The sequence below is a fragment of the Streptomyces sp. enrichment culture genome, from assembly GCF_964272855.1.
GTDB lineage: Bacteria > Actinomycetota > Actinomycetes > Streptomycetales > Streptomycetaceae > Streptomyces.
Genome location: NZ_OZ186847.1, coordinates 8,572,009 through 8,597,248, shown reverse-complemented (window position 1 = coordinate 8,597,248; position 25,240 = coordinate 8,572,009). Strand labels below are relative to the sequence as shown.

Sequence of the window (25,240 nt, the reverse complement as noted above, 5' to 3'; positions counted from 1 at the left end):
GCTCAGCCCTCGCTCTGCTGAAGAACCGCAAAGTGTGAGACGCGCGTGCGGGCCGGGGAGGTACCAGAGAGCCAGGCATCGATGCGGGCGAGGTTGACCTTCACGTGCTTCCCGCGTCCAATCCGCTCTCCTTCTGATGTAGCACTGCGCGGGAAAGTTGACAACTGTCGGCTCAAGTTTTTGCTGCTGTTCTGGGCGACGACCTGCCGCGGCCAGGCCACGTCGGCCGCCGGATCAGGGGTGGACACGGCCAGGCGGATATACGCGTCGCGGCCGAAGGTCGTCACCACGAGCACCGGTCCTCGGGCGCGCAGGGCGGCGAAGTCCCGGCCCCTGGCGTGCTCCAGCTCGCCCACGCACCAGCGTCCCGGGCGGAAGCGGCAGCGGCGCCCAGGGGGCGGGCGCACCGCGCGCCACCAGTGCGGCTCCACGCGGACCTCGTCCCCGAACTCGGGCGGCAGGCGCACGCTGCGACGTCGCGCCGCCAGCGCCCACCGCCACGGCAGACGCACCACCAGATCGCCGCCGTCGATGTACAGCCGCGTCGCGATGCTCACCTGCCTTTCCGACTGGGCTGCTTGTGCGAAGCAGGTCAGTGGGCCACGCGGGTACCGGACGCCGGTCCGGTCCACGACCGCGCACCGTGCCCGGTGCGGGTGCGGTACTCCCGCCAGGCAGCCAGCAACAGGCCACCCGCGATCAGCGCATACACACCCAGGACCAGCGCCGTGGCCACCGCACCGGCCTCCGGGCGCAGCCACAACAGCACACCCACCGCCACCGACACGACAGCGGAGGCCCGCCACCACCACGCATGCCGCAACTCATGCCGCATCCGCGTGGCGAGCCACAGCTCAAGGCAGCCCGTCACGATGGCCCAGACGCCCGCCACAACCACCAGCGCCAGGGCCGTCAGACCCGGCCACATCGCCGTGACCAGCCCGGCCACCACCCCCAGCACACCGGCCGCCGCACACGCCGCAGCGGGCCGGCGCTCATGCCGGTGCCGGCACGCCGCAGCAATGAGCATCGCGCCGTCCGCCAGCGCGTACGCGCCGAACACCCAGGCCAGGGCCAGCACCGTCAGCTGCGGCCAGAACAGCGTCAGCACGCGGAAAACCACCGCTGCCGCGCCGCGGGCCCCCAGCAGCCAGACAGTCTTCCTTCATCCTTTCCGTCACCAGCGGCCTCCCTTCCGGCACTCACGTGATAGGGGATTGAGTCAGATACTGTCAACTTCATGCAGTGGGTGCTTGTCAGTGAATCTCCTGTCGGGTTATACGGATAGACGGGTACTCGATCGTCGGGCCGCAGTCCCTGCGGCCCGCCTTCAGGAAGGACGAAGTTGGACATGCTTGCGCGCACGGGCGTTCTGGGCGATCTCGACCGGCTCACGCGTCAGCTCGCGCACGCCGCCGCCCCGGCAGGCACCGTCATTCCCGCGGATGCCTGGCGCGACGACGAAGCGCTCTACCTGCAGTTCGATCTGCCCGGCATGGACCGCTCCACCATCGAGCTGACCACAGAGCATCACAGGGTGACCCTGACCGCCGAGCGGCCCTCCCCGATCCCGGCCGACGCCCGCCCCGTACTCACCGAGCGGCCCACCGGCCGCTTCACCCGCCGCCTGGCCCTGTCCGACGCCCTGGACACCGCAGCCGCCGAGGCCGCCTACGACAACGGGGTCCTCACCCTGCGCATCCCGCTGGCCGCACACGCCAAACCCCGCAAGATCGCCATCTCCGGCGGCGCACCGAAGCAGCTGACCGCCTGAGCTCCCCTGGCCCGTCCGTCCCAACGCATCGAAGGAGGCTCACACCATGGGCGCCCTGCTGTGGCTGCTCATCCCCCTCTTCGCCGGTCTCGCCGCCAGCGTCTGGGCCTGGGGCACCGGACGCCGCAACCCCAGCCCGCCCGATCACGACACCTGGGAAGACCTCGACCGCTACCAGCGACTGCGGACCGTCCTGAGCACCAACGAACGCGCCAAGACGGCGTAAGCGAGGTGATCGCGACGTCAGGGCTGCCTCACCGGCGAGCGCATCGCGGGGTACCCGTACCGGTGGGGCCTTTGTCGCCTTACGCCTCCTTGTGGCCGGGTGACGACACGCCCGCCCGTGGGGACGGCTGTTCCGTGCCGATCGCGAGCTCGACGGACCGGATAACGGAGAACGGCAGGACCCCCGGCCAGCCCAGCAGCCGCACCCCGGGGGGCCCGGCGCCGATCCGTACATGCAGTCCGCGAACCGCGGTCTCACACCACTTCTGACGGTCGTACGTCATGGCTCATCATCGCCGTGGCTGTGGCCGACGGCTGCAGGGACACTCCGTGCTCACAGGCGCGGATTCTTGGTCGCAAGCGGCCGTTGTTGTAGTGGCTCGCCCCGGCTGCCCAGGGTGGGCCGACGCATGCTCGATGCGAATCCGCGGCTTCGAAGGGCACTAGTCGGGCTGGCGGGCTGTGGGGACGGCGGCAAGCCGGCAAGCATGAAGGCAGAGGGGAAGCCGGCTGCAGCGACATCCCCAGCCTTGAAACAGGCCGAAATGGTGAAGTCGAACGCTGCGGCGAGGAACTACGAGAGTTTCACGACGCAGGAGTCGTTCGGGGGCGGACGCGTCAACCCGTACGCGTGCAAAGCGGCCCCAGACCTGCTCCAGCCGTACGCGACGCGGCGCTGTGCGTCGCACTTCTCGCGGGAGCTCAGGACCGCTGCCGGAACGGGGCAAGCGTGGCGCGCACGAAGTCGGCGGCGCCCCAGTCGGGATCGAACTGGGCGATCACGGCCAAGTGCTGGCGTAGCTGGAGGATCGGCATGCGTTCGCGCCAGGCGCGGTCGAGCCCGGTCAGCTCGGCGTACAGCTCGAAGAACACACGCGCCTCGGGCGGCGGCGCTGTCGTCCATAGGTGGGCCAGGTCGACCTCGGCCCATGTGTACGACACGGCAGGGTCGATCAGCGCGGGCCGCCCGTCGGGGGCGGCCATGACGTTCAGTGCCCACAGGTCGCCGTGCGTCAGGCAAGCGGGCCTGACCGGCAGCAGTTCGGGCAGCCGGTCGCACAGCCGCTCCAACGCCGTCCGGTCCGTGGCGTCGAGCGCCTCCTGGACGCGACGCTCGCCGAGCCAGCGCAGCAGACGGTGCTGGGCGAAGAACTCGTACCCGTCGTCGGCCCAGGTGTTGACCTGTCGGCGGCGGCCCAGCCAGTTGTCCCGGTGCCATCCGAATCGGGGGTACCGCGTGGTGGTGTGCAGGTGGGCGAGCGCATGCGCGAGCTGCTCCCAGAAGGCCTCGGTGTCCGGCCGGGGCCGCAGCACGGACAGCACGAGCAGGTCGCGGTCCGCGAGGATGATCTCGGGCGTGGCGATGCCGCCCGCCTCGCGCAATGCGGTGAGCCCTTCGGCCTCTGCGGCGAAGGCGTCGTCCGACGGTGGCTCGCCGAACGCCTTGACGAACACCGACGTGCCGTCGATGCGGCGCACGAGCCCCGCGGTCGCGGCGAGGCCTCCGGTGGTCGGCTCGATCGCGACGACGTCGGTCAGTTCGGCCGCGTGCAGGCGTTCGAGCAGGAAGGACGTCACCTCTGTCACGGGTGCGCTCCTCTCTGTTGTCCCGCATCATGGCATCAGAGGTGAGCCCACGACGCCTCATGCGTCGGGCTGGTTGGACCGCACACCCTCAACGCTGCCCTGTCGCCGCTTGTCCGCCTGGCGTCGCGGGGGTCGGGGAGCCTTCGACCTGCTGCAGGACGCGAAGGCGTCGCTCGGATTCGGCGCAGAGGTGTTCACAGGGGCGGGTGCCGTAGAACACTGATCAGGCCAACTCGTGAACAGCGGAACGGGGGTGTTGTGGTCCCAGGCCGACTCCGACGAGCAGGGCGCGGTGACGTCGGCGGCACCTGCCTGGCCGAGGCCGAGTGCGACGGTGGTGAGCAGTGCCTCTACCGGCACGAGTCCGGCGAAGAGGCCCACGTGATCGGCGCCGAGGCGGCGCAGTCCGTCGTACCAAAGGCCCGGCGGCACGTCCTGGGTTTCCGGAAGGAGCCCGGAGGGGGCCGAAGGTGACGATCACCGAGATCGCGCGGGAGGCCGGGGTGTCCGTCCCTGTCTCACGGGTCGTCAACGGGCGCTCTGATGTTTCACCGGCCACCCGTGCCCGGGGCGAGGACCTGCTGCACCGCCACCGCTACCGTCGCCGCCCGGCAGCGTCCGGCACCCGGGCGGTCCCGATCAACCTGGTCTTCAACGATCCGGACAGCCCCTGGGCCGTCGAGTTCGATCTTCGCGGCGAGCGATCAGATGGCGCTCGGAGCGATCGAAGCTCTGCGGCGGCGCGGGCGACCAGTGCCGGAGGACATGAGCATCGTCGGCTCCGACGACCTGCCCGAGTCGCGCTGGTGGGCGCCGCCACTTACGACGGTCCGTCAACTCCTCTGTGCCGTGGGCATGTTGAACACCAGGCTGTTTCTGGACCTCGCGCGCAACGTTGAGCCGGCCTCGACGCTAGGGGGTGTCTCGTCGATCAGGCCGGATCAGGGAGCGGCGCCTGGTGCCGTGCATCGCAAGGCGGAGGAGGGAGCCGATGCGATGGGGGTCCCTCCCTGCTCGAGCGGAGCCGAGAGCTTGGGGGAATCGGGGACCGACGACAACGCGGCGAGGCGCGGTGCCAGGCGCCGCGAGCCCGGCATGATCGGCGAGACACCCCCTAGGGGGCAGGTGCTTGAGCCGAATGTGGAGCGACCCCCTGCTCATGCGCGGACGTGAAGTTCGGGCGGGGTACCTTTCGCTGTGATGTACAGGCGGCCCGTCCGGTCGCTGCGCGGAAGGAATCGGTCCTGAACACCCAGTTCGCGGAGACTCTGTCCGCGGCCCTGCTCGTACTGGTGCTGGCTGGCGCGATCATCCGCCCCTTCGGCTGGCCGGAGGCGGTGGTGGCTGTACCCGCGGCCGCCCTGGTGATCGCCACGGGGGCGACCGCGCCGGACGCCGCGCTGGACGAGGTGAAACGGCTCGCGCCGGTGGTCGGTTTCCTGGCGGCTGTGCTGGTACTGGCCCGGCTCTGTGACGACGACGGGCTGTTCCGCGCCTGCGGGGCGTGGATGGCACGCACGGCGGCCGGCCGGCCGCGTCGGCTGCTGGCCCAGGTGTTCGTGGCCGCGTCGGCCATCACTGCGGTGCTCAGCCTGGACGCCACGGTGGTGCTGCTGACACCGGTGGTGTTCGCCACCGCCGCCCGGCTCGGCGCACGCCCCAAACCGCATGTCTACGCCTGCACCCACCTGTCGAACACGGCTTCGCTGCTGCTGCCCGTCTCGAACCTGACCAACCTGCTGGCGTTCACGGCCAGCGGGCTGAGCTTCACCCGGTTCGCCGTGCTCATGGCGCTGCCCTGGGCGGCCGCCATCGCCGTCGAGTACCTGATCTTCCGCCGCTTCTTCGCCACCGACCTGGACGCTGGGGCACAGGCGGCCGCCATCGGCGAGCCCCCACCGCTGCCGATGTTCTCCCTGGTGACCGTGGGGTGCACGTTGGCCGGGTTCGTCCTGACCTCGGCGGTCGGTATCGACCCGGCCTGGGCGGCCCTGGCGGGAGCGACGGCCCTCGCCATCAGGGCCCTACTCCGGCGCCGTACCACTCCCCGGGCGCTCGTGAGCGCAGCCTCCGTGCCGTTCCTCGCCTTCGTAGTGGCACTGGGGATCGTGGTCCGGGCGGTGGTGGACAACGGGCTCGATGAGGCTCTGGGGCACCTGATCCCCGCCGGCACCGGGCTGCCGGAGCTGCTGGCCGTCGCCGCGCTGGCCGCCGTACTCGCGAACGTGATCAACAACCTGCCCGCCGTACTGGTGCTGCTGCCGCTGGCCGTCCCGTCGGGGCCCGGTGCGGTCCTGGCGGTCCTGCTCGGGGTGAACATCGGCCCCAACCTCACCTACGCGGGCTCGCTGGCCACCTTGCTGTGGCGGCGTATCGTCCATGCCCACGAGGGCGAAGTCGAATTGAGGGAGTTCACCCGGCTCGGCCTGTACGCGGTACCCGCGAGCCTGGGGGCCGCTGTGCTGGCGCTGTGGGTCTCGCTGACCGTGATCGGAGGAGGCTGACTGGCATGACTGTGGTCGTCTGGATCGTCGAGGGCACCTGGCCCGCCTGCGTGGACGCCGCCCGGGCCCACGCCCCTGCGGACAGCGACGTCGTCCTGCTGCACGTCACCCCGGCCGAAGTCCCCGGCGCGGCCCACGGTGCCTTCGCCGGGCTGCTCGGTCGCGGTCACCGCGATCTCGATCCGGGTACGCGGCTGGAACGACTCGCCGCCGCCTCCGCGCAGGAACTGCTCCAGGCCGCTGCCGACCGCCTGGGGCGCCCCTGTGCGCGTACCGAGCGCACCGGGCGTGTGGAGCGCGAGGTCGTCGCCGCGGCCGAGGGCTGTGACCTGCTGATCCTGGCGCGTGACGGCGACCGTACTCACCTCGGCCCGCGCAGCCTGGGCCCGGCCAGCCGTTTCGTTGTCGACCACGCCCCCTGCCCGGTGCTGCTGGTCTGGCCGGAACCGCCGCCGGGTCTGCCCACCATGCCGCCACCGCCGCCTCATCCGTGACAGGTGACGCGCCCACCTGCGTCGAGTCCACCGGCGGGCGCGTGGCCTTGGGACGCGCAGCGGCTGACCGGCAGGGTTCAGCGGTTGAACGTCAGGCGCGGTGCCGCGTTGCGGGCCAGGGTGTGCGCCTGGTCGGGCCACCAGGTGCCGGCGGGCGGGTCGACGATGCCGTACTCGGGGTCGACCGTCCCGCCGGTGTTGCGCGTGCAGCTGCCGTCGGACTCACCGGGGATCTTGATCCACAGGTAGGCATCGACGAGGGGTACGGCGGTGTCGGCGGTGGGGCGTGGACCGAGACCGCGGCCGGGCGCGTTGCACCAGGCTTCCGGATCCCCGCTGTACTTGCCCGGCTCGGGGGCCCAGGCACCGCGACCGTTGCGGCTGGTGTCGATCACGAAGTGCTGCAGTTCGTCGGCCGGTGGGGTGCCCACGTTCTGGTCGAACCAGGCGTCGGTCCATCGCCAGGTGGTGGGGTCGGTGGAGGAGACGGCGTTGCCGGGGGTGCCGTCGTTGGGGGCGGCGGACGAGTAGTACTGGCCGGCACACCGGTCGGTGTGGCCGCGCGCCTCTTCGGGTCCCTCGGTGGCGAACCAGATGCACTTCGCCATCCAGGTGCCGTACCTGGCGTTGTGGTCGGTGGGGTGGGTGTTGGACACGTTCAGGGCGAAGCCGTCGCTGTACCGGACCCCGGCGTCCAGCAGCCGCTGCGCCATGTTGCCGACGGGGCGCCACTGAACGTTCCCGGCGTCCAGGTAGACCGCGGTGCGGGGCTTGGCCTTCAGGGTCCTGACGGCGTATTCGAGGTCGGCGAGGCGGGTGGCCGTGAGTTCGCCGGTCGGGTCCACGGTGGGCCCGCAGTCCTCGGGGAGGAGGGCTGTGCCGTCGGGTTCGACGACGACCACCGCCTTGCTGTCGCCGAGGCCGGCGGCGAAGGCGTCGATCCACTGCCGGTAGGCCGCGGAGGATGAGGCTCCGCCGCTGGAGTACTGCGTGCAGTCCCGGCCCGGGACGTTGTAGGCGACCAGGATGGGCGTCCGGTTGACGGCCCGGGCCCGGTGGACGAGCCTGCTCACCTTGGAGCGCACCTCGTCGGGCGTGCCCTCGGTGAACCACTCGGCCTGCGGCCAGCTCGCGAGCTTGGCCATGTTCGTGGCGTTCTCGATGTCGCCGTTCCCGAAGTCCACCAGAGCCTGCTTCGCGGCCTTGCCATGCGGGTCCACGTAGAACTTCGTAGCCGGTGTGATCACGTCTTGCGTGGGTGTGGCCTGTGCCTGCGTCGCGATGAGAGCGGCGCAGGCGGTGAGGGCCGCGACGACGGCGGCCGCGCGGCGCCGTGGGCTGCGTGGGTTCATGGCTGCTTCCTGGTCGATGGGCTGGTTGAGGGAGCGCCCGCCGCCCCGGCGGACTGCCGATCGCCTGGTCAGGCGGCGGGAGTCTGGATCAGTATCCGTAGATCATCTTGTAGGCGACCTCGGGGAGGAACTGTCCGGCCGTGGAGCCGGCTCCGACGCCGCAGTCGCCGTCGGACTCGCCCGGCGTTTTGATCCACAGCAGCATCTCGGCTCCTCCGCCCGTCCGGGTGGGCGTGCCGATGCGGCGGCCCGCGGGGTTGCACCACTGTCCGTTGGAGCCGTTGCCGTTGCGGCTGGTGTCCACGACGAAGGGCTTGGTGTAGCCGTAGCGGGCGCTGAGTTCGCTGTTGACGGCGTTGCCGTAGGCGGTGTTCTCGGCGGTGGTGAAGTAGTTCGAGACGTTGAGTGAGAAGCCGTGAGCCTGGCGGAGGCCGGCTTCGTGGAGGCGCCGGGCCATGGTCGCCGCGTCGGCCCAGCCCGGGTTGCCGGCGTCCATGTATACCCAGGTGTTGGGGGCCTGGCGGTTGAACTGGGCGATGGCGCCGGTGAGCATTGCCTCACGTTCGTCGATCTGCGACTGGGTCATGCAGCCGTAGTCTCCGAGGGAATCCGGTTCGAGGATGACGACGGCCGGGCGGTTGGCGATCCCGCCGGCGAACTGGGAGATCCAGTTGGCGTAGGCGGACGGCGAGGCGGCTCCGCCCGCGGAGTGTCCGCCGCAGTAGTCGCGGTTGTAGATGTTGTAGGCGACGAGGACGGGCAGCTTGTCCCGCTGGTCCGCCGCCCCGGCGTAGGCACCCGTGGCGGTGCCGATGGTGCCGCTCCAGGAGCCGAACCAGCGTGCCATCGGGGTGTTGGCGATCGCGGAGTTGATCGCGGTCGCTCGGCCGTCGCCGGGGTTGGCGGCGACCCACCGCTTGGCGCTGGAGTCGGGATCCACGTAGAACCCGCTGGTCATGGTGGTCGGGTCGGCCGCGTGGGCGGACGGTGCGACGGTGAACGCCAGCGGCAGAGCACAGAGCGCTGCCACCAGTGCGCGGAGTCGGAGGCGCATGACAGTACCTCGGTTTCCTGACGGTGATGTGAGTCGTTGGGAGCGCTCCCACTGAAAGCGGTCCCAATCGTGTGGCTGACCGGTTGAACTGTCAATGGTTGGTGCGTGATCCGACTTCACGTGCGGAAGTGGGCTCTGTAGCCTTGGCTTCTGGAAGCGCTCCCAGTGACCAGCCCCTGAGGGCCCCCACCTGTGAAGGACTCACGATTCATGGCAGAAGATGCGCCGCGTCGGCAGCCGACGCTCGACCAGGTGGCCGAACGCGCCGGCGTCTCCCGCTCCGTGGCCTCCCGCGCCCTCAACAATGCTCCACACGTCAGCCGCGCCAAGCGTGAGGCGGTCGAACGGGCCGTCCGGCAACTCGGTTACGTACCCAATCCGACCGCCCGCGCACTGGCCACCCGTCAGACGGGAGCGGCCGCCCTGGTCGTCTCGGGAGAGGATCCGTCGATCTTCGCCGACCCGTTCTTCGCCCAGGTGATCGTGGGGGCTTCGGCCGCCCTTGAGGAGGCTGACCTGCATCTGATGCTGTGCCTGGCCGCTTCCGACCGGGGCCGCAAGCGGGTCGAGGAGCTCCTTCTGTCCAGGGGCGCCGACGGCGTCATGCTGATGGCGCTGCGCGAGGACGATCCATTGACCCGTGTGGCCGACGAGGCGCAGATGCCCGTCGTGTTCGGCGGGCGCCCGATCGGTTCGGCTCCTCGCTGGTATGTGGACGTCGACAACGTCGGCGGAGCGCGCGAGGCGACCGAGCACCTGATCTCGCGCGGCCGGAGGCGCGTGGCCGCGATCTGCGGGCGTCTGGACACCGAAGCCGGGCGCGCCCGGTACCGCGGCTACCGCGACGCCATGCTGGGCGCCGGTCTCGATCCCTTCCCGCCGCAGGAGGGGGACTTCACCGAGCCCAGCGGAGCCGCCGCCATGGCCGCACTGCTGGCGAACCACCCCGACGTGGACGGGGTGTTCGGCGCCAACGACAACATGGCGGCGGGAGCGCTGCGCACGTTGCGGGAGGCCGGTCGACGGGTCCCCGCCGACGTCGCCGTGGTCGGCTTCGACGACCTGACCGCCGCCCGGTTCGCCGATCCGCCGCTCACCACCGTCCAGCAGCCCATAGCGGCTTTCGGGCGGGAGATGGCGCGCATGCTCGTCGCGCTCGTCAACGGGCAGGACCCCACCCCGCTGATCCTCCCGACCCGCCTGGTCGTCCGCTCCAGCGCCTGACGACCGTCACCGCTGAGCGAAGTCCTGCCGAATCACGGGACTCGTGATCACTCTGGGCGTCCGGTGCCGCCCGGCACAGCAACCAGGCGACACGTCAGGACAGGGCAAACGTCGCCCGATGCGGCACTGGTACTCGCCCGCCAGGCCACCTGCTGATCACACACCAGCCCCAGCCAGGCCAAGATCCCGAACTCAATCGCTCCCAAACACCGGCTCCGGCCTTCGCCGCCCCTGAGGACTACCGCCTCGACAAGCGGCTCACCGCCGACGTCCACGGCAACCGGGCACCCTACAAGGCCACGGTCGACGCACTCGCCGCTGTGCTGGGCACGGTCCCCGTCGACGCCGTTCTGGCTGACGCGAACCGCTACGGCGGCAGGATCGAGACCGCCGAGGGCCGGAACATCGCCGAGCAGTACGCCTTCGGCTTCCACTGGCAAGTGCCCGGTGATCAACTGGTCCGCGGCTGGCGCCCGCAGGGCGTGAGCACCACGTACGACTCCTTCGGCACGCCGGTCACCACCGTCATGGTGAGCTGGTACGACCTCGGAGGCCGCGTCAACCAGGGGATGCGCCTGTCCCTTGTGGACTGGCACGCCGCGCGCCCCAAGTACCGACACGTCCTGATGGTGGAGCCGTACCGCACCGACGGCGGCTTACCCACCTTCGCCCCGATCAAGCGGCATGCGGGCGGTATCGCCTGGTACGGCAACACCCTCTACGTCGCCGACACCTACGCGGGCCTGCGCGTCTTCGACCTCACCCGCATCCTGCGGGTGCGCGACGACCGCCCGGACGTTGTCGGCCTCATCGACGGCGGCAACGGCGATGCGGGCGACTACTACGGCTACGACTACAAGTACGTGCTGCCGCAGATCGCGGCCTTCGACAACAACGGACGGCGCTTCCGCTACTCGGCTGTCTCCGTCGACCGCACCGGCTCCACCCATACCCTGCTGGCCAGCGAGTACACCTCCACCGAGCGCGTCCGCCCCAAGGTACTGCGGCTGCCCCTGACGGAACTGGGCAACACACCCGACCGACTGGTCGCCACCGACGTCAGGGAGATCACCCGCCGCCGCGGCAACAGCACCGTGGGCCAGCGGAGCATTCAGGGCGCGGTGAGCGTCGACGACACGTACTACCTCTCGGTCAGTGCGGGCAATGCCCGCGGCGCCCTGTACTCCTGGACCCCAGGCGCCACCCGACCGACGCGCCGCAGCACCCTGTCCGTCGGCCCCGAGGATCTCAGTTACGACAGAACCGAGAACGTCCTCTGGACCTGCGGTGAGTACGAATCCTTCCGCTACGTCTACGCGGTGGACCCCGCGCCGGCGGACTGACTGACCGGCGGCCCCCTCCGCCCTGCGCCTGCGGACGCGCGGGCGTCCCTCCTGTGCCGTCGGCCTCCTCGCCGTCACAGCCCAAGCGGCCAACGTCCCCACGCCCGGCCGTGGCGTCCGGCACGCAGCCGCACCGCACGCACACCGCCTCGTTCGCACCCGCCGTAGACAGCGGCGAGGACGAGATGCACGCAATCCCCCACCGAGGCCAGAAACACGATCGTCCGGGCGGGGGGCATCCGGCACAACGACCGAAGCACCGGCGGGACGCGGGCCGCCGCATGGCGGCGCCAAGGCGGCGCAGGGCGTTATCCGGGCTCACCCGTTCAGGCGGTCCGGCCGCCGCGACGAGCCCGGCCAGGGCCTCGGTGTACTCGTCGCGCACCGATCGGCGTCGACGCCCCTTCATCAGCGTGGCCGCATGCGGACCGCCGGCATCGCCGAGGAGCGCACGACGTCCCTGACGGCCCGCGCCCGGAACTTCACCCGTACCGGGCCGTACCGGGCACCCGCACCCGCCCGCCGTCCAGACACCACTCCCCCAGCGGCGCATCCCCATCTGCTCATCCTGCCCGGGGCCGCACCCCTACCGGACCAGACCCGCGTCCGACTCCGTGACGGATGATCGTATGACGGAGCCCTGGTCGGGGTAGAACGGACGCCAGGCGTCTTCCTACAGGGGGAAGACGCCTGGCACTCCCCCGGCCGGCACCCCCGGCAAGAACGAAGGACGCAGTATGGCCAGCGGCACCGTGAAGTGGTTCAACTCCGAGAAGGGCTTCGGCTTCATCGCCCAGGACGGCGGTGGACCGGATGTCTTCGCCCACTACTCGAACATCTCCGGCAGCGGGTACCGCGAGCTGGTCGAGGGCGAGCCGGTCACATTCGACGTCACCCAGGGCCAGAAGGGCCCCCAGGCCGAGAACATCGTCCGCGGCTGACGTTCCCCGTTGCCCTGACCGAGCCCCGTGCAGAGCGGCACCACCGACGCGGGCTGCATCAACCGGGTGCTCGCCGGGCCCATGACCCACAGGACGCAGCTCTCAGATCCTGTACCCGCCACGAAAGACAGGGGGTCCGGCACCAGCCGGGCCCCCTGACGCGCGTCCGCCGGCGGGTGGGACACACACGTCAGCGTACGCAGTGATCCCCGCCCTGCTGGCCCCCGGACCCCGGACCCCGGAACTCGGCCTTCGGGCCACGACCACGAGCAGATCACTGACGCGAAACGCCGACAGAACTCCATTTCATCGCCCCAGAGATCGCTGACCGCTGCTCGAACTGGCCGGCCAACGCTGTCACTGAAGGTGAACGAAGCCACCCGCCAGATCGGCACCTTGCCGGTCACCCGGCTGAGCGCGTTCTCGGGGCAGCCGCGTCGGGACCGGTCCGCCTACCCAATACGCCTCGTCCGACTCGCCAAGCCGCTGCTCACGCAGAGCCAACCCCTCGTCGAAGACCCCCATACCGCCAGCGTCCGAAGCCACCGTGCCCGCGAGTAGAGCGCGGACCAGACGGGACGAACGAGACGAGACACCGCTGCTGAGACGCAAGCGGGTCCGGCAGGTGCAACCAGCAACCACCGCCGACCAGCACGCGGCCGAGACAGCGCCGGCCCCAGCCCTGAGAAGCCAGACGGCCTGCGCAGTGTCGTGGACCAGGCCTGCGGCGCGGTTCTCGTGACCGTGCTCCACGAGGGCGTGTGCGCACCCCGCACCGCCATGCCGGTGGGAATCGGTGATCCGATCCCGTGTACCGCCGTCGCCGTCGCCGTCAACGACTCTGTTGGCTTATCCGTGAGGGTTCGCCACGCTGCGACGTGTCTGCGCTGAAGTGTCGCGCACGCCGATCCTCCCGAGTGGCCGGCGCGGGCCGTCAGGAACGGCGACGAGCCCCACCGTGGCGCCAGTCGAAGCGGGCTTGTTGATGGTGATCGACCCGAGCGCGATCTGGCTGCCTCGAACCCTGCTCCCGTGGAAGGTCACGCTGCCCGTCGTCTGCGACATCGCAGTGTCCAGGTGCATCGCCAAGGTGCGCTGGAGATCTGGGTCCTCCCGGACCTCCCTGCGCAGTACCGTCATGGCCTCGCCCCGGGCCCGCTGATCGTCCGGTGCCGTCTCCAGTTCCGCGAGCGCGGTCTGCCCACGTCTCGTACTGCCCAGCCGCTCGCGGACCATCCGCAGGACCGCGGCAGCACCCTCCTGTCCAAAATGCGTGGCGGTGCCGGTCACGGTGGCGGCCAGAACCCCGATCGCCACCGCTGCCAGATCTTCCACGCCGCCCCCCCGTGTCACGCGTCCAGTTTGGTGACGCGGGCCCGCTCCAGGCACCAGTTGGGGCGGTGCCAGCGTCGACCACCCGCAGGTGGACGGGGTAGAGGTCGAAGTCCTCGGTGTCCAGCCGCGGCTTGCGGGGGTCGTTCTCGTCCGGGTTGAGCACGGGTGCCACGGTGAAGTCGACGCTGCCGCTGGACTCCTCCTGCCTACCGGGCACGAGAATCTGGTTGGCGTCGGCCTCGAAGTCATCGCCGTCCGGGTCCAGGTTGAACTCACGGTCCGCGATGTCGAGATGGACGAAGCTGCTCGATTCCGCCATCCTCCACATCGACGGTCTCGATCTTCGCCCGGATCTGCACGATGTCTGCCATGTCAGTTCCCCTTCCTACGGCCATCCGTTGCCGCGCCGCTGTCGCCTCGCCTGCGCACACCGCGGCGCCGTCCATCAACGGTCGCCGCGACGGGCGCTCGGGAACCGCCGCATGGAGGCGGGGCAGCATGAGCACTACGACCCTCCCGCAGGGCCACTGGGTCCGCGGCGTCAGCGTGCGTCAGTTGGGGAAGGAGAAGTAGAGCGCCTCGCTGTAGAAGGACGCGAAGTGCCTCTGCCAGTCAGCTCGGACGGAGGCCAGCCAGTCGTCGTCATGACCGGCGATCGCCGCCTCCGCCTTGGCGACGGCGTCGGGGATGTCCTCGGACGCCAGACGCCGCACGCTCGCTGCCGGATCGTCGCCCGTCATGGAGACGATCTCCCCGGTCTCGAGGACGAAGTACTTCGCCTGCTGCTTCTCGAGGTGGGCCATGGTCCTGGCAACGCATTCGGCGAACTCGGCGTCGCTCTCCAGGCCTTTGCCGACCGCGCGGAGGAGATCGCGGAGCAGGGCCGTCCCGGCGGCGTAGTCCGCGGCGATGCCGATCGGGGGGTTCCAGATCATGGACGGGACGATCGTCGTTCCGCGCCCTACCATGAGCTTGTGCGCGAGCGGGATGTCCCAGTTGTGCTCGGATATGCATCGGATCCGCTCGGGGATCTCTGCCTCGTTAGGCATCGAGTCCGCGGAGTAAAGATATGAACGGTTTGCCATGGTGGCGACGCTAGCACCGGGGACCGACAATGCCGGTCGCCGTCGGACGGCTCCCGCGCGGTCAGAACGCGCGGAGAGCGTCGACCGGCCAGGAGGCCCAACACGATGCGGGACGTGAATCCCAGGACATTCGTGCAGCAGGCCGTTCAGGGCGACGATGTTGAGACGCCCGCCACCGCTGTCGTACGACGGCCTACCGATCTGCGGCGCAGCAGGAGTCCCACACCGATGCCGAGCGCGGTTGTCTCAGCCAGGCCCAGCAGCAGGTTCGCGATGAGTAGCCTCGTAGGCGCGCCACTGTCCGTGACGTAGGTGGCGGTTTGGGACAGCAGGTGCACCAGGAGCGGCAGGCAGGTCAGCGCAGCCGCCATGGCGACGGTCGCGGTCCGGCGCGCGTTGAGGGTCGGCCTCGCCCGGCGCGTCGGGCATGACACGGATGGTCGGCCGGACCGCCTGCCGGCGTGCGATCGGCACGGTCGGGGGGCCGGCGCCGCGTGGTCCAGTCGCCGCGGATCTGCTGCGAGCGCCGCCGCGTTGTCGTGCCGTCGGCCGGGATCCTTCCAGCCACCCGCGTCCAGGACCACCGAGATCGCTGCAGCGGTCTGTCTCTTGTGGGCGGCATGAAAGGCCAACGTCGGCACCGGCCGTCCACCGCGGACCGCTGCCGGATCACTCGCCGGATGCCTTCTCGATGGGCGCGTTGTATGCCAGTTGCAGCGTGTCCGCCCCGGCCGGAGCGGCGAGCGCGCCCATGGCGGTGCGTGGCGCACGCGACTACAGAAGCCGGCCGGCGGTCAGGGTGGAGGCCACCCAGACGCTTCTGCAGAAGGGGCAGGTGGCCAGCTCTCCGACGGTGTGCCTGGCGTCCTCGCTCTGTGCCTCCTCGTGCAGCCCTTGCCTTGGTCAGCGGCCGTCAGCTGCCGTGTCCGTGTGCTCCCGTTTCCGTGCGCCGCTATCCCTCGTCGGCCTCGTGCGGCGTCTGCCCGTCCCAGTACCTCGCCGGGCCGCTCTCCGAGGGCACGGTCAGCGACGGATGCGTCCAGTGCCCCTGGCACGGCAGCGTCTTCCGGCTCTCGGACGGCTGGAACGTCCGCGGCCCGGCCACCGCACCCCAGCCGGCCTTCGACACCCGGATCACCGACGGCCACGTCGAGAGCCTCCGGTTTCCCGGACGACCAGGACCGGGACGTCGTCCACGCTGCGCCGAACCGGCCGGTCGGCCGGGAAGTCCGCCACGGCCCCGATCCGGCGCCAGCCCTGCGTGACGACGTGCGCCGTCCCCCAGGAAGCCGTAGGCCCGGCCTGCTGCGCCGCGTCCCTTGATGCGGGAGGTGTGCGAGGCGGCGTACAGGCCGACGGCCGCCGAGTTTCGCGAGGGCGTGCACCAAGCCGACACGCTGCTGCCGGCGGTGCAGCTCCGCCCAGTCGACCCAGCCAGTGTCGACCCAGCCTGCCAGGGCCGCGGGAGCGGCGGAGGCCAGGCCGACGCCGACCAGCAGGCCCGCCTCGCGGGAGCGGCCGGGGCACATGTCCAGCACCGCCGCCGACAGCCAGCCTCCGACCGGTACCTGCACCATCAATGGACGCACCGGGTGCCACAGCCACCTGCCGTGGGGGAGGTCCCGCCCGTCACCGTGCGGCAGGGCCCGCACCCTCTTGCGGACCGCGTCGATCACCGCGTCGGCTCTGGGCTCACTCTCGAGGCTGTCCAGCAGCCGCAGGAGGCGGCTGCGCCGCTTCCGGGGCGGCGGCGTGGCGTAGCACTCATGGTCGGCCGGGTCCTCACCTGCGCAGACAGCGAACCGGAGCCGGGGGCGCCTGGGGTGTGTCACAGCGGTCGGTCGCCCGGCCGGATCACTGCGCGCACGCAGCCGTCCGTCTTCTCCTTGAACATGTCGTATGCCCGCGGCGCCTCGTCCTGGGACACGGTGTGAGTCGCCAGGTGGGCCGTGCTCAGCTCTCCGGCCGCCAGCCGGTCCAGCAGCATCGGGTGTAACGCTGACCGTGCTGCTGGGCGCCCCGCACGGTCAGGCCCTTGTTGATCACAGCGCCGAGGGGGAACTCGTCGACGGCGCCGGCGACACACCCAGAATGAACGGGATGTAGCCGCCGATGAGACGGAGCTCCGAGCCGCGGTGGTGCCCGCGATCAGCCGTACGATCACGTCCTGGTCGTTGCGCAGGCCAGGATCGGGCACCTGCTCGACGGACAGCTTGTTGACGCCTTACCGGCACAGGGCCTTCACAGCACTCCCTCCCCACCGGCGCGGCGGCTGAGCAGACCCATCAGCTTGCCGCCCGGGGTGTCGTGCGTGGTCGGCGGTGTGTCGGGCTGAAGCACTTCACCCGCCTCCAGCAGCGCCTTGGCCTCGCGCAGGGCACGGCGCAGATCCTGACGCGGGTCGGCGTCGGCGAGGCGCGCGGACGCGCAGTTCGTCACCGTCAGCCAGCGGTCCCCGGCGGCTGTGTTGGACGGGCGTGCCTTCGCGCGCCGTACGGCGACGACGGCCCCGGCGGCCGGCCCCGCGGCGGCCACCGTCAGCGATTTCTCAGCGGCGCTCAGGTGCGGTCACATGCTCAGGAAGCGGAACTCGTGCGGGTGAGCGCGCACCACGGAGGACGGTGAGCACGGGTGCGCGGCGAGTACCCGAACCCCGACGCCATGTGTGTCGGGTGTCCGAGGATGCCTGGACGGAGAGCCCCCGCGCAGTGCTTCGGGTGTGTGAGGAGTCTGGTCGGCCGTGAGCCGCCACCTCGTGGCCTCGATCAGTCAGGGAGCCGGGCGCACCGTTCGGTTCCAGACCGTGCTGTTGCCGCGAGACGGCGGTTCCACCAAGCGGGATGTGCTGCCGCGATCGTCTTCAGCCGGCGGTGTTCCGCGCGCTGGGCTACGACGAGGAGAGGAACGAGGGGCAGGGACAGCAGCGGCAGGCGCCGTGGAGCAGAGCCGTTCTCCAGCAGCACGGCCGCCGCGGCGGCGGCACCGGAGACATACAAGATCGGGTTGTAGTACGGCATGAGACGCGGGCCGAGTCCCTCGCAGTCCGTGAGCCACGGGACCCCCAGCCGCGTGCGCCTTCTCGGCCAGCCCGCCAGGTGGGCGATCACCGCCGCAAGACTGACGCTGTCGAGCACGGCGAACACCGGATCACCGCGCGCCGGGCGGGTGGCCGCCGCGCGCCAGGCCGTCCACGCACCGGCGGCCCACGCGGTCGCCGCGGTGAACGGTCCGAGCACGGACGCCAGAGGCATTCCCACCCCTGCGGCCAGCTCGAAGAAGACGTGTCCGGCCGTGGCAGCCGTGGTGACCCTGGTCAAGGGCCGCTTTCGGCGTACCGTCGGATCCACCACCACTCCGTCCATTCCGGGACTTCCCTTCCCGAAGTGGCCGCGCAGAGCACTCCCCCACCTGCCGTGCGCCCCACCCGCCGTGCGATGCCGACTCTCTCGCGTCGCGGGCGTGACCGCCCAACGAAGTCAGCGTGAGGACGAGCGTCGTCCGACTCGCCACCCGGCCACTGCCGCCACGAGTACCCGAGACCAGGGACCAGGCACCGCCTCCCACGACACCGCAGGCATCATCCGGTGTGTGGATCCGCAGGGCATGTCGGACGGACGGTTCTCCCACTGGAAGACCAACGTTCGGGCTTCAGCTCAGCCTCGCCGAGCCTCGTTTTACGCCATGGTCCGGGGAACTCGGTAGGTCTCAGCGGCGCCCTGAGGGAGGCAGCCATGAGCAGTTCCGGAGAAGAAGAGCGCGAGCCCGCGTCGCCTTTGGAGCGGGAGACGGACGAGCGGGACGTCCACCCGGAGGAGGAGGGACGCCCCGAGCCCGACACGTCCGGGGAGGCCACCGACGAGGCCCTGGAGGAACGAGCAGAGTCCGAGGAGGGCCCCGACTGACGTGTGGGGAAGCAGCCGGCGCCCGCGCCTCGGATTTCCTGTCCCCTGTCCGTCGCTCGGCCCACCCGCGTCGCCGCTTGGCATGCGCGCGATCCGCGCAACGGGACGGGCAGATAGTGCGCTCTGCCGCGAAGGGCACCGCGGGCGGGGAAGAGGCTCATGCCCGTGATGCGGAGGAACAGGAGGCGAATACGGTGCCCGCCGAGCTGGAGAGGATGGACCTCTCCAGTGAGGAGTTCGGCGTGCGGTTCGCGCAGTTCCGACAGGATGTGCCCGCCCGCGCCGGACGCGAGGACGCGGTGGAGTTCCCGGCGCTGGAAGCCGGCTGCACCACGGAGCACGCACCCGTACCCGACCGCTGCCGGTTCGCCCGTGCTGCAGTGGACGCTGGGCCCCTTCACCTCCTTGCTGGAACGAGCCCGCGACGCGCTCAGCACACGCCTGTGATCTATTCGGTCGAGGAGCGACCATGCCGACGAGCATCAAGGACCAGACACTTCAGCAGCTGGGCGGCCAAGGCAGCGTACTGGCGCGCCAGCGCCGTGATCACGCGGAGATCGACCGCCTCATGGGCTGCTACCGCACCGGTATCGGCCGAGAACGCCAGCAAGCGCTGAAAGAGGTCGTTCAACTGGTGTTCAGCCACGCTTTCGCTGAGGAAACCGTGCTCTGGCCGGCTGTCCGGCGATTTGTACCGGACGGGGACGAGCTCACCGCCCGGGTCGAGGAGGAACACCAGCAGATCAACGATCTCGTGTCCGACATCGAACGCCTTACTCCCGGCGATCCGCAACGCGAGCAGAAGGTGGAGCGAGCCTTCGCCTTGATCCAGCAGGACATCAGGGACGAGGAGGACCTTCTGCTGCCGCGGCTGCAGGAAGCCACGGATGCGGCGCGGCTGCAGCACCTGGGCACCGCATGGGAGGCGGTACGGCGAACCGCGCCCACTCATCCCCACCCCGTCGTCCCCCGGCGGCCACCGGTCAACGCGATGCTCGGGGTACCGCTGAGCCTCTACGACCGGATACGCGATGCGTTCACGACCACCTCCCCATGGCGCGGCGGGCGTTCCAGCCGGTGACACAGATGGTCGTCAGCAACCGGGCACACGGCGGGTCCGCAGGGGTCCGCCTCCATGGCGGCGATCTTTCACGTGACAGGGGCGGACGACCCAGTCAGCCGCAAGGCACTCGCCGTGGTCTGCACATGGTCATGCAAGGGAGTCGATGGGCGTGGTGACGTACGGGCCAGAGCATCGTGTGCGCATGCCGGCGCTGCGGGCGGGCTGGCTGACGCAGACCTTTCTGCACTGGGCGTACGCTCCGGACCTCATCCAACGCCTGCTGCCCGATGGCCTGACGGTGGACACCCATGACGGTCATGCCTGGGTGGGGCTGACACCGTTCGTCATGGCCGACATGCGGCCCTCCGGCTCCCCTGTGGCACTGGCCGCCTTCCCGGAGACCAATCTGCGCACCTACGTGCGTGGACCGGACGGCCGGGAAGGGCTGTGGTTCTTGTCGATCGACGTAGCCTGCCCGGTGATGCTGGCGGCTCGCGCCATCGGGGCGCCGTACCACCTCGGACGGCTGAGGCTGGCGCGCAGCGGTGAAAGCGTGACGTACGCCGGATCAAGGTGGCGCGGTGCGTCGGCCTACCGCCTGACCGTACGTCCCGGCCCGCCGATCCGCCCTACGCACCGCGATGTGTGGCTGGCGTCTCGGTGGCGGGCGTTCACGCACAGCGCGGGGACATTGTGGGAGACGCCCGTGGAGCACGAGCCCTGGCCGCTGCGCGCAGCGCATCTCGACGACCTCGCCGAGAGCATGACCCGTGCGGCCGGGCTGCCGACGCCCACCGAGGAGCCGCTGGTGCACTTCTCCGACGGGGTACACAAGGTGCGCCTCGGTCTGTCACGGCCGGTGCGGCCGCAGCCAAGGAGGCAGGGATGAGCCCTGTGTGGCTGGCCCCGATCAGAAGGGCTGATCAACCTGGTCGGCGGGGCTGGCCCTGGCTGCACCTGCGCAGCTTCCAGTGGGTCTTCGGCCGCAAGTCCGAGGAGTGGCTGCAGCACACGACCGCCGCGCTCCTCACCATGGCCGGGTGCAGCATGCTGCTCAGCCCGGCCACGACTGATGCCGTCCGCCAAGCCCGCCGTACCGACGTGGGGACGGCGGTGACCCTGCTCGCGATCGACCTTTGGGTGCCCCGGAGCCGGATCCGCCCGACGTATCTGCTGGACGCGGCCATGCAGGCCGGATGGCTGACGGCATGGCCTCGCTGCGGTCGACCGGCGGCTCAGTAAGGATTCGATCCCAGCCCCGGGCGAACCGAGTGCCTTTCCTGTAGCGCCCAACAAGGAGCCGACGGTCGACTCGACGACGCCGCCGCGATTGTGGCCTTGCCTGCACATTGTGCGGCCGCCGCCGGTAGACAGCAGCGGCCAGCTCTGGCCAGGCTCGCGGCGATCGGATGCCGTCTCGCCGTATTGGCCCCGGCACCCGTGCGACTCGGACGGGATTGAGTTGAAGGGCGGCTGGCCGAGGTGCCGGGCTTGTGCCTATCGCCCAGGCATTCAGAAGGCGTCACCGCCACGCCTTCATGCGAGGCCATCGGCTCAGCGACTCACTATCCCGTGGCGGCGTTGTCCAGGGATCAGAGGTCAGCGGCCCGATGTGTACGGCGTCGCCGTTTCGCGTCGCATCTTGGCTGATTCGGCAGCTCGGGCCGCGGCGCTGGCAGCCAGTGCGAGCAGGAGTGCGATGGCGCCGGTGATGACGTTGTTGGTGATGGTCTTCGTGGTGCTGACGTTGCCTGCCACCACCCAGGGCGCGATGATCGTCCATGCGCCGAGGAGGCAGGCTCCCCAGGCCATGCTGTGAGTGCGTTCGTAGGCTCGGCCGAAGCCACCGCTCATCAGCAGGGCGTAGGCGAGGCCCACGAGGAGGTTGTTGACGGCGAGGGTGGACAGGCCGTTGAACCCGGTGATCCACGGGGACGCTGCCAGGTAGATACCGGTGAGGAAGGCCAGCATGCCGACGGCCTGGCCTTGCGGGGTGCTCGTGGCGCGTTCCGCGATTTCATGCCGTTGGCGCATGTCGATGATGTCGGGGTGGGTCTCCAGGGACGGCCCGTGAGAAGTGGTCATTTCGGTCACCTTGGATCGGAAGGGTGCATTTCCCCCTTCGGGTACCCAGCGAGCGAAGGCAAACCAGCGCGAAGAGAGATCGCCACCCCGCCATTTCTTGGCGCGGCCTGGCCTGAGATCCCTTTGTTCCTCACCGCCTTCGGGGTGCGCTTCGCGGCAGGTGGCGGGCGGTGGCAGCATCATCGAGCCGTCCGGCCGCCGCATCGCAGCCGTTGATCTCGGATTCCTCGGCCCGCTTCACGCAGCTGCCGGCTGTTGCGTGACCGCTTGCTGCCGGCGAGCACAGCTGCGGCGATGATCAGACCGACCGCATGGCGCCGGTCTTCCTGCATTGTTGTGATCATCACTGCCCGCGTTGCCACCATCTGGTGATTGACGCGTCGCCGAGCCTCTCAAACCGCTGAGGCGGGCGCCCGGCCCGCCCGGCTGCTTGACCAGGCGTCGTCTGCTTCACGCTCACCGACGAGGACACCAATGACATCCTTGCCGCCTAACCTGATCAGCCAGGTGCTGGGGTTGCCCCAGAGTGGCTCGTACTCCCAGGTTCGACCGCGAGGCTTCTGCCCGGCCCATCCCGAGCCTGCGATGGGCCGGATCCCGAGCAGTCCGAACCGGTCGGACGCGAAGACCCGGCCCGGGAACCGGTTCGGCACGCCCTTGATCCGGCCCAGTTCGGCGTCGCGCTACGGGGCCAAGGGGCGGAGCGCCCTCACGTACCTGGCGGCCGCGGTGGCGCAGAAGCTGCGGCGATGGACACAAGCGGTCATCGCTCGAGCACGGAGTGATGGCGGATCGGCCTCAGCCCGCATTCGTCAGAGACACCAGGAGGGCCGGCGTTCACCGCCCATGTCCTGCGGCTCTCACACCCACCCTCCCTCGCCCTGTCCCTCGTCACCCGGCGCGGCGCCGGACGGCTGTGTGGCACGGGTGCGCATCAGACGGGCGAGCCGCAGGCGAGTGAACAGTTCGGTCCGGTGCGCTGCCCGGACAACTCGCGTAGGGCACGCTGGAAGGGGCAGCAGTGGCCGGGCGCCATCTGTCCCAGCCTGGGAGAAAGCGGTCCGGGCCATACTGATGACCCGCCCTTCGGCTCTGACGAGGCCGATCGAGCAGTGACGGTCAGCGCCGTCCCGGTAAATGATCACTGCTCGCACGAGGACCGGGAAGGAGTCGGCAATGCGACGTCGTAGCCGAGTGCACATTGCCATCGCTTCGATCGGATCCTGCCGGCAAAGTGAGGGGGCCTGCTGTGGTTGACCGGGCCGCGGCCGCTCTGGCACTGGTACGGATGGTCCAGGCCAGCCATACGGTCACGCTGGAGCAGCTTCCGGACCTGGTCGCCGAGCACGCTGCCGAAGCCGGGCTGTACGACGTGGCCGTCTTCGTCGTCGACATCCGTGAGACGGTGCTGCGTCGGCTGACCGGCAAAGGAGGCGACGCCGCGGGCGGAGGACAGGAGTTCACCGTCCAGGGCAGTGTGGCCGGCCAGGCGTACCAGCGTGTGGATCTGCTCGCCGAGCCGGCGTCGGGCGGTGTGCCGGGCGGGCGGCGGCGGTGGTGGGTGGCCGTCACCGATGGTGTGGAGCGTCTGGGCGTGGTGCGGGCCGACAGCGTCACCGACGACGCGCCGACCCGTGACATCTTGCGCGATCTGGCGTCGATGACGGCACTGCTGCTGCTCAGCAAGCGTTCCTTCAGCGACTCCTACGCCCGGCTGGTGCGCACCGAGGCGATGAACGTCGCTGCCGAGATGCAGTGGAACCTCACCCCGCCTCCCGCCTATGCCGGACGCGGGGTCACGGTGGGCGCGGCGATGGAGCCGGCCTACCAGATGGGCGGCGACGCCTTCGACTACGCCGTCGCCGGCACCACGCTGCATCTGAGCGTCTTTGACGCCATGGGCCACGACATGACCGCCGGTATCACGGCGAACGTCGCCGTAGCCGCCTGCCGCAATGCCCGCCGCCAGGGCGCGTCCCTGGCAGAGACCAGCGAGCAAGTGGAACAGGCACTGCTCAAGCAGTTCAACGCCAGCCGCTACGTCACCGGCATCCTGGCCGACCTCGACATGGCAAGCGGACGGCTGACCTGGATCAACCGCGGCCATCCCCTGCCCATCCTCATCCGCGACAACCGCTGGACAACCGAGCTGGCCTGCCCGCCGGCCGGACCCATGGGGGCTGACCTGGGGCTGCCGGTGACCGAGCGCACCGAGCAGCTACAACCCGGTGACCGCCTGCTGTTCTACACCGACGGGATCATCGAGGCCCGTGACGCCCGCGGTGACGAGTTCGGGCGGGACCGGTTCGTCGGCTTCATCCGCCGCCACCACGCGGGCCGGCACACCCTGCACGAAACCCTGCGCCGGCTCATGGCGGCCGTCATGGAACACAACGACGGGCGCCTCGCCGACGACGCCACCGTCCTGCTCACCGAGTGGCGCGGCGGCCACCAGGACGAGCTGACCCCATGAGTCACACCAGCCCAGGCAGGGGGTTCACGTGAGCACCGCACGAGGTCCTGATCATCCCCGAGCGGTCAGGGCCCTCGTGCTGCCGGGCGCACGTGCGCTGCGGGCCGGTCGGTGGACTGGTCGGGCTGCCAGACCGGTGGGCCCAAGCAAGGCGTGCCGGTCCGGCAGCCCGGGAGCGCGGCGCCGTATGGCACCGGCTGGCTCCTTGGGGGTGCGGTGCGGGTGGCGATGGGGCCGTGCCCGCACCGCGGGGTCAGCGTACGGGCCAGAGGCAGCTGCCGGCGAGGACCGTCCACTCCTGGCATCCGAGGCTCACCAAAGCGGAGGGGCAAGCGCGCGGTTCAGTTCGTGGACGGGATATCGGTGTCCTGCTCCTGGCCGGCGGTGGCGGACCAGCTCGCGAGGAGTTCGAGGGCGTCTTCGGAGGCGCTGTTCGCGGGTGCGCCATAGACGACCACGCTGAGTCCGTTGTCGTCGAGCTGCATGCTTTCGTGGTCGAGTTCCAGGTCGCCGACGACCGGGTGGCGCAGGCGTTTGGTGCCCTCGCGGAAGACGTGGACGTCGTGGGAGCCCCACATGGCGCGGAAGATGTCGCTGCGGGTGCACAGCTCGCCGATGAGGTTCGACAGTTCCTTGTCGAGGGTGTGGTCGGCGCGAGCACCGGCTCCCTCACCCCGCCCCGCACGGTGCTGCTCGGCCGCTACGCCCCGGAGGGCCGCCTGGGGAGTACATCGGCCGCAGCACCACCCTCTCCATTCTTGATCGTCAGGTACTGGCTGGGCGGTTCGAGGCGAGGTGA

The 25,240-nt window shown here is 70.2% G+C and carries 26 protein-coding genes and 3 pseudogenes; 15 read left to right on the top strand and 14 right to left on the bottom strand.

The window, feature by feature from the left end; translation table 11 throughout:
* Positions 1–2 precede the first annotated feature (2 nt).
* Positions 3–557: a hypothetical protein gene (locus tag ACSU6L_RS38495; protein WP_437064315.1), complete on the bottom strand. Its 555-nt coding sequence runs from the start codon at positions 555–557 to the stop codon at positions 3–5.
* Between the two features lie 35 nt (positions 558–592).
* Complete coding sequence (locus tag ACSU6L_RS38490) at positions 593–1,147, bottom strand: HdeD family acid-resistance protein (protein WP_437065208.1); 555 nt, start codon at positions 1,145–1,147, stop codon at positions 593–595.
* A 204-nt stretch (positions 1,148–1,351) separates the two neighbouring features.
* Here ACSU6L_RS38490 and ACSU6L_RS38485 point away from each other — a divergent pair, with 204 nt between their 5' ends.
* A complete protein-coding gene (locus ACSU6L_RS38485; protein ID WP_437064314.1) occupies positions 1,352–1,774 on the top strand; it encodes an Hsp20/alpha crystallin family protein in 423 nt (140 codons plus the stop codon).
* Between the two features lie 46 nt (positions 1,775–1,820).
* Positions 1,821–2,000: a hypothetical protein gene (locus ACSU6L_RS38480; protein ID WP_437064313.1), complete on the top strand. Its 180-nt coding sequence runs from the start codon at positions 1,821–1,823 to the stop codon at positions 1,998–2,000.
* A gap of 79 nt (positions 2,001–2,079) precedes the next feature.
* On the opposite strand, the gene ACSU6L_RS38475 is transcribed toward ACSU6L_RS38480, so the two are convergent.
* Positions 2,080–2,283, bottom strand: coding sequence for a hypothetical protein (locus ACSU6L_RS38475; protein WP_437064312.1), 204 nt, complete (start codon positions 2,281–2,283; stop codon positions 2,080–2,082).
* 418 nt (positions 2,284–2,701) lie between these two features.
* Entirely contained in the window at positions 2,702–3,586 is an 885-nt protein-coding gene (locus tag ACSU6L_RS38470; RefSeq protein ID WP_437064311.1) for a fructosamine kinase family protein, read from the bottom strand.
* Between the two features lie 344 nt (positions 3,587–3,930).
* On the opposite strand from ACSU6L_RS38470, the pseudogene ACSU6L_RS38465 reads away from it, so the two are divergent.
* The 4 genes and pseudogenes from ACSU6L_RS38465 to ACSU6L_RS38450 all read left to right on the top strand — a co-directional run.
* A pseudogene (locus ACSU6L_RS38465) lies at positions 3,931–4,128 on the top strand (hypothetical protein); the annotation flags it as partial.
* Between the two features lies 1 nt (position 4,129).
* Positions 4,130–4,759, top strand: coding sequence for a substrate-binding domain-containing protein (locus ACSU6L_RS38460; protein WP_437064310.1), 630 nt, complete (start codon positions 4,130–4,132; stop codon positions 4,757–4,759).
* 71 nt (positions 4,760–4,830) lie between these two features.
* Positions 4,831–6,090, top strand: coding sequence for an SLC13 family permease (locus ACSU6L_RS38455; protein WP_437065206.1), 1,260 nt, complete (start codon positions 4,831–4,833; stop codon positions 6,088–6,090).
* A gap of 5 nt (positions 6,091–6,095) precedes the next feature.
* The gene (locus ACSU6L_RS38450) at positions 6,096–6,584 is read left to right on the top strand and encodes a universal stress protein (RefSeq protein ID WP_437064309.1); all 489 of its coding nucleotides are present in this window, start codon (positions 6,096–6,098) and stop codon (positions 6,582–6,584) included.
* Between the two features lie 77 nt (positions 6,585–6,661).
* Here ACSU6L_RS38450 and ACSU6L_RS38445 read toward each other — a convergent pair whose 3' ends face one another.
* Complete coding sequence (locus tag ACSU6L_RS38445; RefSeq protein ID WP_437064308.1) at positions 6,662–7,936, bottom strand: glycoside hydrolase family 6 protein; 1,275 nt, start codon at positions 7,934–7,936, stop codon at positions 6,662–6,664.
* Positions 7,937–8,024: 88 nt separating this feature from the next.
* The gene (locus ACSU6L_RS38440; RefSeq protein WP_437064307.1) at positions 8,025–8,990 is read right to left on the bottom strand and encodes a glycoside hydrolase family 6 protein; all 966 of its coding nucleotides are present in this window, start codon (positions 8,988–8,990) and stop codon (positions 8,025–8,027) included.
* A gap of 210 nt (positions 8,991–9,200) precedes the next feature.
* On the opposite strand from ACSU6L_RS38440, the gene ACSU6L_RS38435 reads away from it, so the two are divergent.
* The 3 genes from ACSU6L_RS38435 (at position 9,201) to ACSU6L_RS38425 (ending at position 12,498) form a co-directional block, all read left to right on the top strand.
* Positions 9,201–10,214 (top strand): LacI family DNA-binding transcriptional regulator, encoded by a 1,014-nt coding sequence (locus ACSU6L_RS38435; RefSeq protein ID WP_437064306.1) that lies wholly within the window; start codon positions 9,201–9,203, stop codon positions 10,212–10,214.
* 320 nt (positions 10,215–10,534) lie between these two features.
* Positions 10,535–11,557, top strand: a complete 1,023-nt coding sequence (locus tag ACSU6L_RS38430) for a hypothetical protein (RefSeq protein ID WP_437064305.1) — start codon at positions 10,535–10,537, stop codon at positions 11,555–11,557.
* A 737-nt stretch (positions 11,558–12,294) separates the two neighbouring features.
* Positions 12,295–12,498: a cold-shock protein gene (locus tag ACSU6L_RS38425; protein ID WP_437064304.1), complete on the top strand. Its 204-nt coding sequence runs from the start codon at positions 12,295–12,297 to the stop codon at positions 12,496–12,498.
* 849 nt (positions 12,499–13,347) lie between these two features.
* On the opposite strand, the gene ACSU6L_RS38420 is transcribed toward ACSU6L_RS38425, so the two are convergent.
* From ACSU6L_RS38420 to ACSU6L_RS38410, 3 genes are all read right to left on the bottom strand, one after another.
* The gene (locus tag ACSU6L_RS38420; protein WP_437064303.1) at positions 13,348–13,833 is read right to left on the bottom strand and encodes a hypothetical protein; all 486 of its coding nucleotides are present in this window, start codon (positions 13,831–13,833) and stop codon (positions 13,348–13,350) included.
* A gap of 551 nt (positions 13,834–14,384) precedes the next feature.
* The gene (locus ACSU6L_RS38415) at positions 14,385–14,882 is read right to left on the bottom strand and encodes a DUF7822 domain-containing protein (RefSeq protein ID WP_437065204.1); all 498 of its coding nucleotides are present in this window, start codon (positions 14,880–14,882) and stop codon (positions 14,385–14,387) included.
* Positions 14,883–15,692: 810 nt separating this feature from the next.
* Positions 15,693–15,761 carry a DUF1360 domain-containing protein gene (locus tag ACSU6L_RS38410; protein WP_437065203.1) on the bottom strand — a complete coding sequence of 23 codons (69 nt, stop codon included), beginning with the start codon at positions 15,759–15,761 and terminating at the stop codon, positions 15,693–15,695.
* Between the two features lie 149 nt (positions 15,762–15,910).
* On the opposite strand from ACSU6L_RS38410, the pseudogene ACSU6L_RS38405 reads away from it, so the two are divergent.
* Positions 15,911–16,183, top strand: a pseudogene (locus ACSU6L_RS38405) (Rieske (2Fe-2S) protein); the annotation flags it as partial.
* Positions 16,184–16,746: 563 nt separating this feature from the next.
* Here the strand turns inward: ACSU6L_RS38405 and ACSU6L_RS38400 are convergent.
* The 3 genes from ACSU6L_RS38400 to ACSU6L_RS38390 all read right to left on the bottom strand — a co-directional run bounded on the left by ACSU6L_RS38400 (position 16,747) and on the right by ACSU6L_RS38390 (position 18,235).
* Positions 16,747–16,905, bottom strand: a complete 159-nt coding sequence (locus ACSU6L_RS38400) for a hypothetical protein (RefSeq protein WP_437064302.1) — start codon at positions 16,903–16,905, stop codon at positions 16,747–16,749.
* A 254-nt stretch (positions 16,906–17,159) separates the two neighbouring features.
* Positions 17,160–17,453: a hypothetical protein gene (locus ACSU6L_RS38395; RefSeq protein ID WP_437064301.1), complete on the bottom strand. Its 294-nt coding sequence runs from the start codon at positions 17,451–17,453 to the stop codon at positions 17,160–17,162.
* Positions 17,454–17,683: 230 nt separating this feature from the next.
* On the bottom strand, positions 17,684–18,235 hold the full coding sequence (locus tag ACSU6L_RS38390; RefSeq protein WP_437064300.1) for a hypothetical protein: 552 nt from the start codon (positions 18,233–18,235) through the stop codon (positions 17,684–17,686).
* Between the two features lie 414 nt (positions 18,236–18,649).
* On the opposite strand from ACSU6L_RS38390, the gene ACSU6L_RS38385 reads away from it, so the two are divergent.
* The 4 genes from ACSU6L_RS38385 (at position 18,650) to ACSU6L_RS38370 (ending at position 21,125) form a co-directional block, all read left to right on the top strand.
* Positions 18,650–18,820: a hypothetical protein gene (locus ACSU6L_RS38385; protein ID WP_437064299.1), complete on the top strand. Its 171-nt coding sequence runs from the start codon at positions 18,650–18,652 to the stop codon at positions 18,818–18,820.
* Between the two features lie 469 nt (positions 18,821–19,289).
* Positions 19,290–19,901 (top strand): hemerythrin domain-containing protein, encoded by a 612-nt coding sequence (locus ACSU6L_RS38380; RefSeq protein WP_437064298.1) that lies wholly within the window; start codon positions 19,290–19,292, stop codon positions 19,899–19,901.
* 145 nt (positions 19,902–20,046) lie between these two features.
* Positions 20,047–20,772 (top strand): YqjF family protein, encoded by a 726-nt coding sequence (locus tag ACSU6L_RS38375; RefSeq protein ID WP_437064297.1) that lies wholly within the window; start codon positions 20,047–20,049, stop codon positions 20,770–20,772.
* Positions 20,769–21,125: a hypothetical protein gene (locus tag ACSU6L_RS38370; RefSeq protein WP_437064296.1), complete on the top strand. Its 357-nt coding sequence runs from the start codon at positions 20,769–20,771 to the stop codon at positions 21,123–21,125. Before ACSU6L_RS38375 ends, ACSU6L_RS38370 begins: the two co-directional genes overlap by 4 nt.
* A 357-nt stretch (positions 21,126–21,482) precedes the next feature.
* Here the strand turns inward: ACSU6L_RS38370 and ACSU6L_RS38365 are convergent, their stop codons facing one another.
* Complete coding sequence (locus tag ACSU6L_RS38365) at positions 21,483–21,968, bottom strand: SPW repeat protein (protein WP_437065202.1); 486 nt, start codon at positions 21,966–21,968, stop codon at positions 21,483–21,485.
* A 1,288-nt stretch (positions 21,969–23,256) separates the two neighbouring features.
* Here ACSU6L_RS38365 and ACSU6L_RS38360 point away from each other — a divergent pair.
* Complete coding sequence (locus ACSU6L_RS38360) at positions 23,257–24,441, top strand: PP2C family protein-serine/threonine phosphatase (RefSeq protein ID WP_437065200.1); 1,185 nt, start codon at positions 23,257–23,259, stop codon at positions 24,439–24,441.
* Between the two features lie 341 nt (positions 24,442–24,782).
* Here the strand turns inward: ACSU6L_RS38360 and ACSU6L_RS38355 are convergent.
* Positions 24,783–25,082, bottom strand: a pseudogene (locus ACSU6L_RS38355) (MmyB family transcriptional regulator); the annotation flags it as partial.
* Between the last annotated feature and the right edge of the window lie 158 nt (positions 25,083–25,240).

Coding starts and splice junctions, on each gene's coding strand:
- ACSU6L_RS38485 (WP_437064314.1), top strand. CDS start 1,352: ATGCTTGCGCGCACGGGCGTTCTGGGCGATCTCGACCGGCTCACGCGT.
- ACSU6L_RS38480 (WP_437064313.1), top strand. CDS start 1,821: ATGGGCGCCCTGCTGTGGCTGCTCATCCCCCTCTTCGCCGGTCTCGCC.
- ACSU6L_RS38475 (WP_437064312.1), bottom strand. CDS start 2,283: ATGACGTACGACCGTCAGAAGTGGTGTGAGACCGCGGTTCGCGGACTG.
- ACSU6L_RS38460 (WP_437064310.1), top strand. CDS start 4,130: ATGTTTCACCGGCCACCCGTGCCCGGGGCGAGGACCTGCTGCACCGCC.
- ACSU6L_RS38450 (WP_437064309.1), top strand. CDS start 6,096: ATGACTGTGGTCGTCTGGATCGTCGAGGGCACCTGGCCCGCCTGCGTG.
- ACSU6L_RS38445 (WP_437064308.1), bottom strand. CDS start 7,936: ATGAACCCACGCAGCCCACGGCGCCGCGCGGCCGCCGTCGTCGCGGCC.
- ACSU6L_RS38440 (WP_437064307.1), bottom strand. CDS start 8,990: ATGCGCCTCCGACTCCGCGCACTGGTGGCAGCGCTCTGTGCTCTGCCG.
- ACSU6L_RS38435 (WP_437064306.1), top strand. CDS start 9,201: ATGGCAGAAGATGCGCCGCGTCGGCAGCCGACGCTCGACCAGGTGGCC.
- ACSU6L_RS38425 (WP_437064304.1), top strand. CDS start 12,295: ATGGCCAGCGGCACCGTGAAGTGGTTCAACTCCGAGAAGGGCTTCGGC.
- ACSU6L_RS38415 (WP_437065204.1), bottom strand. CDS start 14,882: ATGCCTAACGAGGCAGAGATCCCCGAGCGGATCCGATGCATATCCGAG.
- ACSU6L_RS38400 (WP_437064302.1), bottom strand. CDS start 16,905: ATGCTGCTGGACCGGCTGGCGGCCGGAGAGCTGAGCACGGCCCACCTG.
- ACSU6L_RS38385 (WP_437064299.1), top strand. CDS start 18,650: ATGAGCAGTTCCGGAGAAGAAGAGCGCGAGCCCGCGTCGCCTTTGGAG.
- ACSU6L_RS38380 (WP_437064298.1), top strand. CDS start 19,290: ATGCCGACGAGCATCAAGGACCAGACACTTCAGCAGCTGGGCGGCCAA.
- ACSU6L_RS38375 (WP_437064297.1), top strand. CDS start 20,047: ATGGGCGTGGTGACGTACGGGCCAGAGCATCGTGTGCGCATGCCGGCG.
- ACSU6L_RS38370 (WP_437064296.1), top strand. CDS start 20,769: ATGAGCCCTGTGTGGCTGGCCCCGATCAGAAGGGCTGATCAACCTGGT.
- ACSU6L_RS38365 (WP_437065202.1), bottom strand. CDS start 21,968: ATGACCACTTCTCACGGGCCGTCCCTGGAGACCCACCCCGACATCATC.
- ACSU6L_RS38360 (WP_437065200.1), top strand. CDS start 23,257: ATGGTCCAGGCCAGCCATACGGTCACGCTGGAGCAGCTTCCGGACCTG.